This is a genomic window from Clostridium minihomine, assembly GCF_900240385.1.
Lineage (GTDB): Bacteria > Bacillota > Clostridia > Oscillospirales > Acutalibacteraceae > Faecalispora > Faecalispora minihomine.
On the sequence record NZ_OEQH01000003.1, the window covers coordinates 274,075 to 289,064 of the forward strand.

The window sequence follows — 14,990 nt, forward strand, 5'->3', positions numbered from 1 at the left end:
CCATTCCTATCAATAAACAAAGAAACAGAAGAACCGATCACAGTTTTGTGATCGGTTCTTCTGTTTCTGCTTCGATAAGCTCTGCCGCCGGAATCGGTTTGCCTTTCTTATGAAAAAACAGTTCTATTGCCAGGCTATACAGCGGAAGCAGGTATAAATAAAAAGCGAATAGAATACTGACGGTAGGCGCCCCCACGGTAGTCAGCGGCATGCCGCCGGCGATACTCCATGGAATTAAAGGAGCAATCACAATGACCGTGTTTTCCAGCGTAATGGCAAGCTTTTCTTTGTCGGGCATGATTTTCTCACACATTTGAAAAGTCATCATAGAAGCTAAGGTTTGATTGCAGCTGATGGCACTTGTAATTACCGAGGTAAACAGCACTGAGCCAAAAGGCGTGATGTGAAGCGCCGCAGCTTCCACCAGCCGTGTGATACCGGTGAGAAGTTCTGTCTTTTTAAAAATCCCAAAATATGAAGTTGAAATCAATATAATTCCGAACACCTTGCTCATGGAAAGAATTCCTCCGCCGTTGAGCAAAGCGGCCAGCTGAGGATCCGAAGAAGAATAACCAAAAACCAAGCTGGAAAGCAGCTGCATGGGCGCAACTTTCTGCACAGTCAGGCAAAGTACACATCCAGCTAAAATACTGAGCAGCATGGTGATTTTTACGTTAATCCGTGCCAAAGACAAAAGGATGATGAGAACAGCGGGCAGTGCCACGACAAAGGATAAATGAAAACTGTTCTGAAACTGTTCCACAGCAGCGGAACCAAGGGAAGCATCCCCGGAACCGGGGTTTATCATCAGGTAAAGAATACAGGTGGCCAGAAAAGGGACCAAAGAGGTCTTGAACATCCTTCGAATGTTGTCATAAATGTTGGTTTTGGTCAGTTCGCTGACTAAAAGAGCACTGGAAGACATGGGCGAACAGCGATCGCCAAAGTAGGCACCGGCCAGAATCGCCCCGCCGGAAAGAGCCGGATTAATTCCAAGGGATTGAGCAATCATCATGCAAACAACCCCCATGGTGGCTGCGGTGCCAAAAGAGGTTCCCGTCAAAAGGGACATCAGGCAGCAGAGTAAAAACATATATAGTACAAAATAATCCGGCTGAATCACACTGACTGCATGATAGATCAAAAAAGGAATCGTGCCTGCCGACCTCCATACAGAGGTCAGCATGCCGATTAGAATAAAAATCAAAAGGATGTTCTTTGCGCCTTTTACGCCATCCAGAATCATCCAAAGCATTTGTTTTTTGGTGTGCTGTTTTATCAGCCCATAAATTACAAAGCAAACTAAACCAAAGATCAGGGCATAAAGAATCTCAAAACTGCCGACAATGCAAACCAGCAGTCCGACTAAAAAGAAAGACAGCGTCACCAATTCCGCCACAATGTTTACCCTCCGCAATAAGTTTTGATAGGGGGATGTCCTTTTCTTTTTGTTTTCTGCACATTCTATTTTTTAAGACAATATATGCTGTGCCCCAAGGGATGTGAGGGACAGTACCAGCCAGCAAAGGAATCCGAGCAGAATAGGCTTTCCTCCGCTTTTTACAAGCTTTGGCAGGTTTGTGTTCAGGCCGATGCAGGTCATGGCCATTACGATGACAAATTTGCCGATTTGAGCCAAAGTGCTTCCCATTCCCGCAGGCATGGGAACAAAGGTATTGAGCATAGCGGCGGCCAAAAATCCCAGCACAAACCAGGGGAAGATTTTTGAAATTTTAAAATTACCCTCTTTGCCGCTGCGGGATCTTTTGGTCTGCAAAAAAGCCAAGACCAGTGTGATGGGAACAATCATCAAAGTACGGGTCAGTTTGACGATAACTGCCAGATTCCCGGCTTCGTGGCTAAAGGAATACCCCGCCGCAACCACAGAAGAGGTATCGTTTACTGCGGTTCCGGCCCAAAGGCCAAAGCTTTGATCCGTCATATTCATGGCGTGCCCCAGCACGGGGAATAGGAACGCCGCAATTACATTAAATAAGAATATGGTAGAAATCGAATGGGCTACTTCTTCGTCACTGGCATCAATCACCGGGGCCGTTGCTGCTATGGCAGAGCCGCCGCAGATGGCAGAGCCGACTCCGATTAAGATTTTGGTGTTCCGTTCCAGACCCAAAAGCCTTCCCGCCACATAGGCGGTTAAAAAGGCGGCGGTCAGCGTAAAGACCATCAGCAGCAACGTATCTTTTCCCACTTCAAATACCCGGTATAAGTTCATATCAAAGCCTAACAGAATAATTGAATACTGCAAAAGCTTTTTCGAGGTATACCGGATTCCGTCTTCAAACACAGGGGGCCGTTTTGCCAAAGCCAAAAGCATACCGAACAGAATCCCCAAAACTGGGCTTCCGATGATGGGGAACGCTTTTCCCAGCAGCCAGGCAGGGATTGCCAGCCCAAAGGCCAGCAAAATGCCGGGAAAGTTCCGTTTCATGGTGTTCAAACAATCACTTCCTTCTGCCTTCCATGATACGCCTTGACTTAAAATAAGTAAAATATTATTATTTAATCAAGATAATATGATTTTACTAATACATAGTTATCCGACTGAATCAATAAATTATATTTAAAAAGGCGGAAAATTCAATGACACTGCGGCATTATAAAATTTTTTTAGCGGTATGTGACACCATGAACATGACGGCTGCGGCGCAGTCTTTGTTTTTGTCTCAGTCAGCGGTCAGCCAGGCGGTGGCCGAAATGGAAAAGCACTATGGGGTGCGTTTGTTTGAGCGGATGTCCCGGCGGCTATACCTGACCCCGGCGGGCAAAAAGCTGCTCAATTACGCCAACCAAATTGTACGGGTGGATTTGGAAGCGGAAAACAACATGCGTTCCCAGCAAAAAAACGGTTCTGTCCGTGTTGGGGCTAGCGTGACGATAGGGGCCTATGTTTTGCCGAAGCTGGTGTCACGCTATCAGTCGCAGATGCCCGAAACGGATGTGTTTGTATATGAGGACAATACAACGAAGATTGAGGCGATGCTTTTGGGCGGTCAATTGGATTTGGCTTTGGTAGAAGGGGAAATTGCATCACCCGATTTGGTAACAAAGCCTTTTTTAAGCGATCGGCTGACGCTGATTTGTGGAATGAACCACCGTTTTGTCGGACTGAGCGAGGTGAAAGCGGCGGAGTTGGAAAAGGAAACGTTTATTATGCGGGAAAAGGGAAGCGGTACACGAAAAACCTTTGAAGATGAAATGGCGGCTCAGTCGCTGACCTGGCGGGAGGGGTGGACCTGTAACAATGCAGACACCATTAAGCTGGCCGTTCAACAAGGGCTTGGGGTTTCGGTGATCTCGCGCAGGGCAGCGGAAAGTGAAGCGGCTGACAAGAAACTTTGCATGGTTCAGGTGCAGGGCATGCGGTTTCAGCGGTGGTTTAAAACGGCATATCACAAAGAAAAGTATCTTACAGATGCAATGCTGCGAATGATCGAGATGTGCCATTCCTGTGATTTTTAACCCGGCAGAAACCGTAAAATACAAGGAATCTATGGACAATATGAAACGGTTACGATAAACTAAGGAAGAAGATGAGTTTTTGCCCTATAGCGGATGAAAAGAGAAGCTGAAATCAACGATGCAGTATCCAATCAGGGCAAAAAGCCAACCAACCGGCTCCCACCCTGAAAGAAAGCAGAAAGGAGTGGGATTGCAAAACAAAAATCGTTTGCCCTTAGCCCTTATGCTGCGGTAAGGGCTCTTTTCTTTTTGCTAGAATTATGGTATATTGAAGGCCGGAATCATCTTAATTACATACGAGGGAAAAGCAATGAAACGATCTAGGCAAATTTCGGAATCCATAGAGCTGGGCATTATTTTGGCCTTGTCCGGCGGGTTTATGGATGCCTATTCTTATATGTGTCGAGGCGAGGTATTCGCCAACGCCCAAACTGGAAATATTCTGTTGCTGGGCGTCAATTTGTCCATCGGCGACTTTGCAGAAGCGTTGCAGTATTTTTGTCCTGTTTTGGCCTTTTCAGTGGGCATTGCCTTGGCCAATCTTATCCGGCATCCTTTGCAATATTCTTCTAAAATACATTGGCGGCAGATTACCATTTTGACGGAAGCCATTATTTTACTGATGGTTGCTTTTATTCCGCAACAGCATAATTTGCTGGCGAACAGTTTGATTTCTTTTGCCTGCGGCATTCAGGTAGAAAGCTTTAAGAAGATTAAGGGAACATCCATTGCTACCACTATGTGCATTGGAAATCTGCGTTCTGCTACGCAGCTGCTCAGCGACCGGATTTATCTCAAAGACAAATCTCTGATGGAAAAGAGTTTGCTGTATTACGGGGTTATTGGCATTTTTACCTTAGGCGCTGTGATAGGGAATCTTTGTGTCGGAATGTGGAGCGAAAAAGCAATTCTGATTAGCAGCGGGCTGTTGTTTTTTGGATTTGCCATGATGTTCATCCGCAATGACGCGGAATAGCAGCCACAAAAGCCATTGGACGGCTTTTGTCTGTATGTTTTTCAGAAACAGCGGAAGTATTTATTTTTTGTAAATTTTATTAAAATAACTAAAATTTTATTAAAATAACTAATTGAGAGTTTGAAAGAGGAGTACATGAAAAAAGGATATTTATATATCATGTTTTCCACGGTTCTGTTCAGCACCATGGAGATCATGCTGAAAATGACATCCGGGGGATTTCGTCCCCTGCAAATTACATTTTTGCGCTTTTTAATCGGCGCTTTGGTTTTGCTTCCCTTCGCCATTCGAAGTCTGAAAAAAAGAAATTATCAGTTTCGGCCTGGCGATTTGCTCTATGGTGCGCTAACCGGTTTTTGCTGTGTTTTGGTCAGCATGGTGCTGTATCAGATGGCGATTGTGTATTCAGATGCTTCTATCGTGGCAATTTTGTTCAGCTGTAATCCGGTTTTTGTTATGCTTTTGGCATCACTGCTTTTGCGGGAGAAGATTTATAAACATTCGGTCATCTCGATTTTGATCAGTTTATCCGGTATGGCTGTGATTGTCAATGCGCTTCATGCCTCGGGTTCTCTTACCGGAACGGTGCTGTCCATTTTGGCGGCCGTTACGTTTGCGCTCTATAGTGTGCTGGGCAAAAAGCGCAGCGATCGATATGGAAGTGTGGCGATTACTTGTTTCAGCTTTGCTTTCGGTGTGATTGAAATGCTGATTTTTATTTTATTGACCCGAACCGCCGGTTTTGCTGCGTTTTTAACCCAGTTAGGGCTGGAAACCTTTGCGTATACGCCCATTTTGGCCGGACTCACGATGGATTTGCTGCCTAGTCTTTTGTATATCGGAATCGGCGTTACCGGATTTGGCTATGCCTTTTATTTTATGGCCATGGAAAAAACTTCGGCGACCACCGCATCGCTGGTGTTTTTCATCAAACCGGCGTTGGCGCCCATTCTGGCTTTCTTGGTTCTGCACGAGCCGTTGACTCCTGCAAAAATAACCGGTATTGTGTTAATTTTAATCGGCTCACTGATTAACTTTATCTTTCACTGGAACAAGCAGAAAGAACATGCCAACGAGCTGAAAACTTCTTGATATCTGTTAAAAAATCAAATGGTGTTTTTTATTTCCCCTGTTGAAATTCAGCAGGGGAATTTTATATCCTTCCGGTTTTTCTGTGAGAACAAACTGTTTGGAGTAAGCAGGTTTTTTCTTTGGGATAACGTTGAAGAACTGGAAGTGAAATGGTATAATAACCTCACGGCACAAGCACACTTGGCCCATGGTTTTGTTTTGGCATCCTGTCCTTTTCAGGATATTTTATTTTTTTCTGCAATTTTTTCTTTCAGATTCTGTTAAAATGAATGGGTTGTTGGCCGGCAAATCGGCTAAAAACGGAGAATCCCGGTTTTTTGTGAATGAGAAGCCGCTGCATACGGCAAACTAGTATGCAGGAGGTGGCTGAATATGAGCAAACAACGCAGCCAGCATGTTGATAATCCATCGCCGCGGGAAGAGGAAAAAGAAGATTTGTTGCCCGCGCCCGTTGGCAGCGAAAGGCAATCCGATCAAATTAACGAAAGCGGTTCCATTTTGGCAGGGGACCCGGATCATATGATTCACTGCCTGACCATCATCGGACAGGTGGAGGGTCATTATATTTTACCGTCACAAAATAAAACCACGAAATACGAACATGTGATTCCCCAACTGGTGGCCATTGAAGAAGAGCCCAAAGTTCATGGGCTTTTAATCATTTTGAACACGGTGGGCGGGGATGTGGAGGCAGGCCTGGCCATAGCGGAACTGGTTGCCGGCATGAAAAAGCCGACGGTTTCTCTGGTTTTGGGCGGCGGGCATTCCATTGGTGTGCCGCTGGCAGTTGCTTCAAAGCATTCGTTCATTGCCCCGTCTGCATCGATGACCATTCATCCGGTGCGTATGAGCGGGCTGGTGCTGGGGGTTCCGCAGACACTGGATTATTTTCAGCGGATGCAGGAACGAATTACCCGGTTTGTTACTCAAAATTCCAAAATGTCACCGGAACGCTTTTATGAGCTGGCGATGAACACTGAGGAACTGGTAATGGATGTGGGAACGGTATTAACGGGTGCGGATGCCGTGGAAGAAGGTTTGATTGATTCTGTGGGAACTCTTTCTGACGCCCTTGATTGTCTGCGTCAGATGATTGATGAGTCCAGAGAACCAGAAAAGAAAACAAAACCCCGGCCAAGCAAAAAAAGTACAAAAACGGCCAAGGCGACAAAATAAAATAATATTTTAGAGCCAAGCCGCAAAACGGCCGGCCCCGCAGCTGCGGGCGCCGCCGAATTACATAATATGGAGGCTTACCGTTGAGTATTATTCAAGCGATTATTCAAGGAATTGTTCAGGGCGCCACAGAGTTTCTTCCGGTTTCCAGCAGCGGCCATTTATCTTTGGCACAGCATTTTATGGGGGTAACCGTTGACAGCCTTCTGTTTGATGTTATGCTGCATTTGGGAACTCTTTTTGCGGTTCTGGTGGTTTACCGCAACTTGATTTTGCGGTTACTGATTGCATTTGGGCAGCTGCTTCGGGACTTATTTACAGGAAGATTCCGGTGGTCACGGATGGATCCGGATCGTAATTTGCTGGTCATGCTGGTGATTGGACTTTTGCCTTTGTTCTTATTGTTTCTGCCGATTCCGGGAAGCGGAATGAAAATAAAAGATTTTGCCGACCTTTGGGCCACCGATAATGACATTATTGTAGAAGGCTGCGCTTTGGTGGTTACTTCGATTTTACTGACACTTGGTATCATCGCCACGAAGAAACAAAGCGGAGGAAAAAGGGGAGGCAAAGTTTCGGGAAGAAGAAGCTTTCGGGTGCCGGATGCGGTAGCAGTCGGCATGGCACAGTGTGTGGCGGCGGTTTTCCCCGGGCTTTCCCGTTCCGGCTCTACCTTGTCTGTGGGCCTTATGCGTGGCATCAGCCGCCAAACTGCGCTGGACTATTCTTTTATTTTGGGAATTCCCGCGATTGTTGCGGCGGCCGCACTGGAACTGAAAGATGCGATAAATGAGCCCATGACAGTGGGGTTAGCGCCGATTCTGGCCGGCATCATTACTTCTGCTGTGGTTGGATTTTTGGCGATTAAGCTTTTGCGCTGGATGGTGGCTTCCGACAAGCTGGCAGTGTTTGTATGGTATACTTTGATTCTGGGAATCATCGTAATTATTCTTGGCATTTTAGAGCATCAGGCCGGCTATGTCTTTTCTTTGACCTCTTGGTTTTAACAGGATTTCATAACGAATGAACGATATTTTAAATTAACAGGGTGAGGAAACTGTGGCAAATAAAACGGTAAAAAAAAATAGTACTGCACCGGCAAAAAAGGGGGCAAAGCGGGCGGCCCCAACCAATAAACGCGCCGGATCTTCCGCTTCGCCCCCATCCAAAAAGTCGGCGCCCAAGGCCAGAACAGAACGGGAACTGGAACAGCTGCGCCACCGGAACCAGATGACCGCTGTGGTGGTGTTTGCCGTGGCGATTCTGATGGCCTTTTTGGTTTTAATCAAAGGGGATCATGTGTGGCTTTGGCTGCATAATGTTTTGCTGGGGCTGTTTGGCAACTGTGCGATTTTGTGGCCGGTTCTGCTTCTGTACATAGCGATTATCACGGCGGTGGAACGGATCACCGACAATATGAAATTCAAAGTTTCTATGATTTCCGGCATCATTATTATGGTCTGTGCGGCAGTTTATATTTTCAGTCCCGAAGCGGGGCAGGACGTACCTTATTTCGAACATTTAAAGGTTCTGTATGCACAGGGAACCGAACAGCGGGGCGCAGGACTGATCAGCGGACTGGTTGGTGTGCTGTTTGTTTCTGTTCTCGGCGCGGTGGGTTCTAAAATTGTGATTATTCTGCTGTTGTTTGTTATGGTTATGTTGCTGACGGGTACCAGTCTGATTCAGCTGTTTCAAACCATTACCAAACCGGTGGATATGATGGCGGAAAATATCGATGCGGTTCGGGAACGCCGTACTTTAGAAAAAGAACGCACCCGTGATCCCAATATTGACATTGCTTTGGATGCGGATGATTTGCCGGCTCATCCTGTGAAATCGGATCGGGCGCCGGAAGATCCCCCGGAAAAAAGCGAAAAGCTGGAACAGCTGGAGAAAATTTTTAATTTCTCCACAGGGGAAGCAAAACCGAAACAGGAAGAACCGGCTGCACCGGAACCTGCTGTTCCGGTACAAGCTGTGGAATCTCCGGCTCCGGTGGTTCCAACGCCGACTGTTCCGGTGCAGCCGCAGGATTCCGGTTCTGCAGAAGCGGCCGCGGCCTTTGTCCGCAAAGCGGCCATGCAGCAAAGTGCCGTTCGGGAACCGGCAATCCGCCCGGCAGAGCCTGCTCCCCAAGCGGAAGGCTATCATTTTCCGCCGCTTTCTATGTTGGAATATTCTGCCGGATCCAATCAGGAAGATATTACAGCGGAACTGCAAACCAGCGGTAATATGCTGGTGGGGACACTGAAAAGCTTTGGTGTTCAGACCAAAATTGTGGATATTAGCCGAGGCCCCGCTGTTACCCGGTATGAGCTTCAGCCGGCCCCCGGTGTGAAAATTAGTAAAATTACCAATTTGAGCGATGATATCGCGATGAATCTGGCCGCCGCGGGTGTGCGCATCGAAGCGCCCATTCCCGGCAAAGCGGCTGTGGGAATTGAAGTTCCCAATAAGAATGTAAATGTGGTGCGCATGCGCGACTTGGTGGAATCCAATGCCTTTATGTCTGCCAAAAGCAAACTGACGGTGGCCTTGGGGCGGGATATCGCAGGGGCAGTGGCTGTGACAGATTTGGCCAAGATGCCTCACTTGCTGATCGCCGGTTCCACCGGATCCGGTAAATCCGTGTGTATTAACTCTTTGATTGTCAGCCTTTTGTATAAATCTTCACCTGATGAGGTTCGCTTTTTGATGGTGGACCCCAAGGTGGTGGAACTGGGGATTTATAACGGTATTCCGCATCTGTTGGTGCCGGTGGTAACCGATCCCCGCAAGGCAGCCGGTGCTTTAAGCTGGGCAGTGACAGAAATGCTCAAGCGTTACAAAATCTTTGCGGAAAATAATGTAAGGGACTTGGCTTCTTATAATAAGCTGGCAAAAAGCAAAAATAATCAGGATGAGGAAGGCAACCCCATGCCTCATCTGCCCCAGATTGTCATCATTATCGATGAGCTGGCTGATCTGATGATGGCGGCGCCCAATGAAGTTGAAGACTCTATCTGCCGTCTGGCTCAGATGGCCCGTGCCGCCGGAATGCATTTGGTGATTGCCACCCAGCGCCCTTCGGTAGATGTTATTACGGGTATCATTAAAGCCAATATTCCCAGCCGGATTGCCTTCGCCGTTTCTTCTCAGATTGATTCCCGTACCATTTTGGATATGGGCGGTGCCGAAAAACTGTTGGGGCGCGGTGATATGCTCTTTTCCCCAGTGGGCTCGCAAAAGCCAATTCGTGTTCAGGGCTGCTTTGTCAGCGACAGTGAAATTGAATCGGTGGTTACCTATGTGAAGAAGGTGCAGGAATCTGGTTATGATCAGGCTGTGATTGAAGAAATTGAGCGCAATGCCGTGGCGGAGAAAGAAAAGCCGAGTTCAGATGGCGATGACGGTCAGTTGGCGGACCCCATGATGAATGAAGCAATTAAATGTGTGATAGAAGCCGGACAGGCTTCCACTTCTCTGTTACAGCGCCGCTTGCGTGTGGGCTATGCCCGGGCTGGGCGGCTGGTTGATGAAATGGAGCAGCTGGGGGTAATTGGCCCCCATGAGGGCTCGAAGCCGCGTCAGGTGCTGCTGACCCGGCAACAGTATTTAGAAATGACAATGCAGCAGGCAGACAAAGAAGAGACATAGCCTTGGGGAACGATTTTTAAAAGTGTTTCTTCCCGGAATAGATCGGAAAAAAGCCATGTCGTGTACTTTGCTGCCATTGATCCCAAAAACAGAGAAATGGTATCCTCTGCCCAAAAAGCAGTGGCTGCCTTCTGCCAAAAGGAGAAATCCCGGGGATGGAAAAACAAAAAGTCAAAAAGCAAGGGCAGCCGGGGAAAAAGCGTGCGGTATTCATCGTGTTTGCCGCAGTTCTGCTTTGTCTGGGACTTTTTTCGGCGTTTTTCCCCGGTGGGCTTTCCGGTTTGTGGCGGCATTGTTTTTCTGCAGCAGGGCTTTCTGATTTTTCCAGCGCTGCGGATGCATACCCCATGTCGCTTCATGTGTTGGAGGTGGGGAAAGCCGATGCTTTGCTGGTGGAGTGTCAGGGCAAATACGCGCTGATTGACGGTGGAACTCCTGATCAATCAGAGCAAGTGTGCCGATATCTAACCAGGCGAGGTGTTTCAAAGATTGACTACATGATCAACACACACCCGGACAGTGATCATGTGGGTGGACTTAGCGGGGTGTTAAAAGAGTTTTCGGTAGAGCGTTATTTTATGCCCCTGATTCCGCCGGAAGCGGAACCGTCTGATTTCGCCTATACCGCTACCATAGATGTGCTGGCTCAAAAAGAGATAGCTGTGGAGCGCCTGAAAGGCGGTGACAGCCTAAGTTTAGAAGAGCTTTCCATTCAGGTGTTGGCTCCGTTAACGGTTCGTAAAGGAACCAATGACAATTCCATTGTTCTTCTGTTGAAATTCGGGCAAACCAGATTTTTGCTGATGGGTGACGCAGAGGAAGGGGAAGAGTCTGATTTGCTGGCAAGCGGCGTGGATTTAAAAGCCGATGTGCTCAAGGTTGGGCACCATGGAAGTAAAACCTCCAGCACTTTGGCTTTTTTAAATGCGGTTCGTCCGCAATATGCGGCAGTCTCTGTGGCTGACAGTACCCACGGCCTTCCCAACCGGGATATCATCAAGCGATTGAACCGTTTTTGCGGCACAGTCAGCCGCACCGATGTGAACGGTACACTGTTGTATTCCAGCGACAAAACAAGCGTTACCTATCAAACAGAAAGGTGATTTTATATGAAAACATTAATTATCGACCGCTTTGAAGGCGTTTACGCGATTTGTGAAGACAAGGATAAAAAGTTCTTCGCCATCGAGGCTTCTGAACTTCCGCAGAATGTCCGTGAAGGAGATGTGCTGGAGATTAACGACGACGGCACTCTGTCGGTGAATGCAGAAAAAACGGCGGAACGCCGGAATAAAATTCTTAAAAAACAAAATGCATTGTGGGAATCTTAATGGGCTTTAAAAGAGCTTTTTCAGGTTTCAATGTAATACCAGAATACAGGTGGATTCTAAGCAAAGCAGATCGGTTTCTTACAGTGAAGCCGATCTTTTTTGTGTTTTCTTTTGGAAAGAAATGAATATCTTTTTGAAAAAAGGTTCATCCTTCTTGCAGAAAAATGAAAAAGACAAACATATTTCGCTTGACAAGTTGGAACAATAGGATTATTATAATTACAACATATAGTTTTTAAAACTACATAAATTTTTAGGAGGTGCAGGGATAGTATGGAGGACATGGGACGAACCATGGAATTGGATAACCGTGCCGTCAGGAAAAAAGCACGGGAGGAAAAAGACCAGTGGAGGAAAACACGCAGAAACGAGCTGGGCCTGCCTTGCTATAGCATGGGGGAAGAAGCAGCCAATGCTGTTACCCATGGCATCGGGGCAATTTTGGCTTTGGTTGCGCTGTTTGTTTTGCGTGGTGCAGCGCCGGATAACCTGTTCTCTCAAACAGTTGTAACCATCTATGCGGTAACCTTATTTGCGCTTTATATGGTGTCTACCATGTATCATGCGCTGGGGGTCTGCAAGGCAAAACAGGTCTTTCGGATTCTGGATCACTGCACGATTTTCCTATTGATTGCAGGGTCTTATACGCCAATTACATTGATTGCTTTGGCTGACAAAACAGGGTTTGTGATGTTTTGTGTGGTGTGGGCAGCAGCAATTGCGGGGGTCTTGCTCAATGCGGTGGATATGGAGCGTTTCCGCAAGGTTTCTATGGTTTGCTATATTGCCATGGGGTGGATTGTGATATTTGCCTTTGGGCCGTTAATTCAGATTTTGCCTGCGGTGGATCTTGTCCTGTTGGTGGCTGGTGGAATCGCCTATACCGCGGGGGCTGTGATTTATAATAAGGGTAAAAAAATTCCTTATCTGCACACGGTATGGCATTTGTTTGTTTTGGCAGGCAGTATTCTTCATTTCTTCATGATTTATCATATGGTTCAGTAACAGTTTACTCTGTGATATGGCAAACCATTTGCCAGAAGGCGCTTTTTGAAATAATTTTAAAATAAATAAAAAGAAACCCACTGTGCTTTTCAGTGGGTTTCTTTTTGCCTATGCATCTGTTTTAAGCCAGTCAATCAAGCCCTTAGCCTGTGCTTCTTTCAGTGTTTCTGGCCAATCCGGTTTGGTTCCCCCATACTTTTGATACCATCCGTCCGGGTAAACTGCCTTGCGGTTGACTGTTGCTTTAGCGGTTTCTACCGTTTCGTCTTCTCCCGGCCGAACCTCTCTGGCCACCACCACAGTGCGAAAATCGTCCAGTTCATAAGAGCAGGTGGAAAGAGTAACGATATGGTCAGAAGGGGCAAAATCCACCGGGGTATTTACAATGGAACGAATGCGCAGCTGATAGACAAAATTTAGATAATCGGTATCGTTGGTAAATTCCGTTCGGGTAAACGGAAAAAACTTACCGTGCTCTGCTTTGGTATTAGTTTTCAGAATAGAGATGACTTTCCATTTGCTTGCCTTATCCATGGTATCAAACCTAATTACCGGGCTGTTCTGGTATGTTTCGGGGGTCAGCTGAAGCAAATCTGCAAACATTTGGCCATCGTTCATACTGTGGCCGTATAAAATCAGATTCCGCCCGGAATTCAGATTGGATTCTGCATTTAAAAAGATACTTCCGTGGTTGGAATATTCTTTGCGATAATTTCGCTTTAAATAGAACTCTGGATCTTCTTTGGAAGATTGCAGAACCGGATAGTCAATCACTGTGTTGGGAACATGAATCCAGCCCACGATATCGCTGTTGATTGCTTTTAGCTGTTCTAAGTTGAGCGTTTGTGTAAAACCGGAAGAGGTAGGGTCTGGCTGCCGTTTTTCATAATAAACAGCGCGGATTTCATCATGATCCTTTTGAACCTTTGCCGGTTCCAGCACCAGGGTTTGAAGCAGATAATAGCCGCTGAACAAAAAGACAGCAAAAAGAACGAGCAGAATCAGCCGGGATACCGTAAATTTCTGTTTTATTTTTTTCTTTCTTCGGTCGTCTGCTTTTTGCGGAACAGTGCTGTGAGAAGGCTCTATACCGTGGCTCATGAAAATCCGTCCTTTTTCTGCCCAATTTTAAAGGGGAGCAACCGCTTATCTCAATTAATGAAGGTTTCATATTTTCAATGCGCACTGTTTTGCTGTACGATTGTGTTAGTGATTCAGTTTCTTGTCCATCAGTTCTATATTGGTGCAATAAGTAAGCGCGCTTTCACGAGAAATGGTTCCTTCTTTATAAAGACGCAGTAAATCATTGTCCATGGTTATCATTCCGTTTGCCGAATTGGCATAAATAGTATTATCAATTTGATGGGTCTTTGATTCCCGAATCATATTTCGGATGGCGCTGTTTACCAGCATGATTTCAAAAGCGGGAACCAGATTTCCATCCAGGGAAGGGATCAACTGCTGTGATATGACTGCTTGCAGTACCATAGAAAGCTGTACCCGAATTTGGTGTTGCTGATTCTGGGGGAAAACGTCAATGATTCGATCAATGGAATTAGCAGCTCCCACCGTGTGCAAGGTGGATAGAATCAACTGCCCGGTTTCGGCTGCTGTCATCGCAGTAGAAATGGTTTCATAATCGCGCATTTCACCGATGAGGATGACATCCGGCGCCTGCCGCAAGGCCGCGCGCAGGGCGGGAACATAGCCCACGGTATCGTTGGCGATTTCCCGTTGGCTGACAATACTTTTTTTATGCCGGTGCAAAAATTCCAGCGGATCTTCAATCGTGATGATATGATTGTTGCGCGTACTGTTGATTTTATCAATCAAACAGGCCAGCGTGGTGGATTTTCCGCTGCCGGCAGAACCGGTGATCAAAACCAAACCCTTTTCTTTTTTATACAGATCGATTACGGTTTTGGGAATATGCAGCGCAGAAGGATCCGGCAGTTCAAAGCCCAGAACGCGCAGCACCGCGGCAAAAGAATTCCGTTGCCGATAGGCATTGCAGCGAAATCGCCCCAAATTGGCAATGGAAAAGGAAAAATCATCGTCCCCTTTGTTTAAAAAGGAATTCATATCACGCTGTTCCGTTAATTGAAAAATTTGATCAATCAGCTTTCTGGTATCATCGGGCATTAATCGATCCTCGTTAATGGGATGGATAATATCATTTATTTTAAAAGATACCGGACAGCCGGAAATGATAAACACATCTGAGGCTTTTTGGATTACAGCCTGTTGTAAAATTTCCAGGATTTCCATGGGGTTTCCTTTCTGTTGTCAAA

13 protein-coding genes are annotated in these 14,990 nt (G+C 46.5%); 9 read left to right on the forward strand and 4 right to left on the reverse strand.

The genetic code is table 11. The features are described from left to right. Nucleotides 1-37 precede the first annotated feature (37 nt). Nucleotides 38-1,417, reverse strand: coding sequence for a Na+/H+ antiporter NhaC family protein (locus C1A02_RS08255; protein ID WP_129588153.1), 1,380 nt, complete (start codon nt 1,415-1,417; stop codon nt 38-40). A 54-nt stretch (nt 1,418-1,471) separates the two neighbouring features. Further along, the gene (locus tag C1A02_RS08260; protein ID WP_101698013.1) at nt 1,472-2,449 is read right to left on the reverse strand and encodes a YeiH family protein; all 978 of its coding nucleotides are present in this window, start codon (nt 2,447-2,449) and stop codon (nt 1,472-1,474) included. A 152-nt stretch (nt 2,450-2,601) separates the two neighbouring features. On the opposite strand from C1A02_RS08260, the gene C1A02_RS08265 reads away from it, so the two are divergent. The 9 genes from C1A02_RS08265 (at nt 2,602) to trhA (ending at nt 12,699) form a co-directional block, all read left to right on the forward strand. Beyond that, nucleotides 2,602-3,480, forward strand: coding sequence for a LysR family transcriptional regulator (locus C1A02_RS08265; RefSeq protein ID WP_101697737.1), 879 nt, complete (start codon nt 2,602-2,604; stop codon nt 3,478-3,480). 310 nt (nt 3,481-3,790) lie between these two features. Next, a complete protein-coding gene (locus tag C1A02_RS08270) occupies nt 3,791-4,456 on the forward strand; it encodes a YoaK family protein (RefSeq protein WP_101697738.1) in 666 nt (221 codons plus the stop codon). Nucleotides 4,457-4,591: 135 nt separating this feature from the next. After that, nucleotides 4,592-5,548, forward strand: a complete 957-nt coding sequence (locus C1A02_RS08275) for a DMT family transporter (protein ID WP_101697739.1) — start codon at nt 4,592-4,594, stop codon at nt 5,546-5,548. A gap of 372 nt (nt 5,549-5,920) precedes the next feature. Then, nucleotides 5,921-6,724 (forward strand): ClpP family protease, encoded by an 804-nt coding sequence (locus C1A02_RS08285; RefSeq protein WP_101697741.1) that lies wholly within the window; start codon nt 5,921-5,923, stop codon nt 6,722-6,724. Nucleotides 6,725-6,807: 83 nt separating this feature from the next. Beyond that, nucleotides 6,808-7,731 carry an undecaprenyl-diphosphate phosphatase gene (locus tag C1A02_RS08290; protein WP_101697742.1) on the forward strand — a complete coding sequence of 308 codons (924 nt, stop codon included), beginning with the start codon at nt 6,808-6,810 and terminating at the stop codon, nt 7,729-7,731. A 52-nt stretch (nt 7,732-7,783) separates the two neighbouring features. After that, complete coding sequence (locus C1A02_RS08295; RefSeq protein WP_101697743.1) at nt 7,784-10,363, forward strand: FtsK/SpoIIIE family DNA translocase; 2,580 nt, start codon at nt 7,784-7,786, stop codon at nt 10,361-10,363. Nucleotides 10,364-10,518: 155 nt separating this feature from the next. Further along, nucleotides 10,519-11,466: a ComEC/Rec2 family competence protein gene (locus C1A02_RS08300; RefSeq protein WP_101697744.1), complete on the forward strand. Its 948-nt coding sequence runs from the start codon at nt 10,519-10,521 to the stop codon at nt 11,464-11,466. A gap of 6 nt (nt 11,467-11,472) precedes the next feature. Continuing rightward, nucleotides 11,473-11,694, forward strand: a complete 222-nt coding sequence (locus tag C1A02_RS08305) for a DUF3006 domain-containing protein (RefSeq protein WP_101697745.1) — start codon at nt 11,473-11,475, stop codon at nt 11,692-11,694. A 273-nt stretch (nt 11,695-11,967) separates the two neighbouring features. Beyond that, nucleotides 11,968-12,699 carry a PAQR family membrane homeostasis protein TrhA gene (trhA, locus tag C1A02_RS08310; protein WP_101697746.1) on the forward strand — a complete coding sequence of 244 codons (732 nt, stop codon included), beginning with the start codon at nt 11,968-11,970 and terminating at the stop codon, nt 12,697-12,699. A 108-nt stretch (nt 12,700-12,807) separates the two neighbouring features. On the opposite strand, the gene srtB is transcribed toward trhA, so the two are convergent. Both srtB and C1A02_RS08320 read right to left on the reverse strand, forming a co-directional pair. Next, nucleotides 12,808-13,800, reverse strand: coding sequence for a class B sortase (gene srtB, locus C1A02_RS08315; protein ID WP_101697747.1), 993 nt, complete (start codon nt 13,798-13,800; stop codon nt 12,808-12,810). 105 nt (nt 13,801-13,905) lie between these two features. Next, entirely contained in the window at nt 13,906-14,967 is a 1,062-nt protein-coding gene (locus tag C1A02_RS08320) for a type IV pilus twitching motility protein PilT (protein ID WP_101697748.1), read from the reverse strand. Nucleotides 14,968-14,990 lie beyond the last annotated feature (23 nt).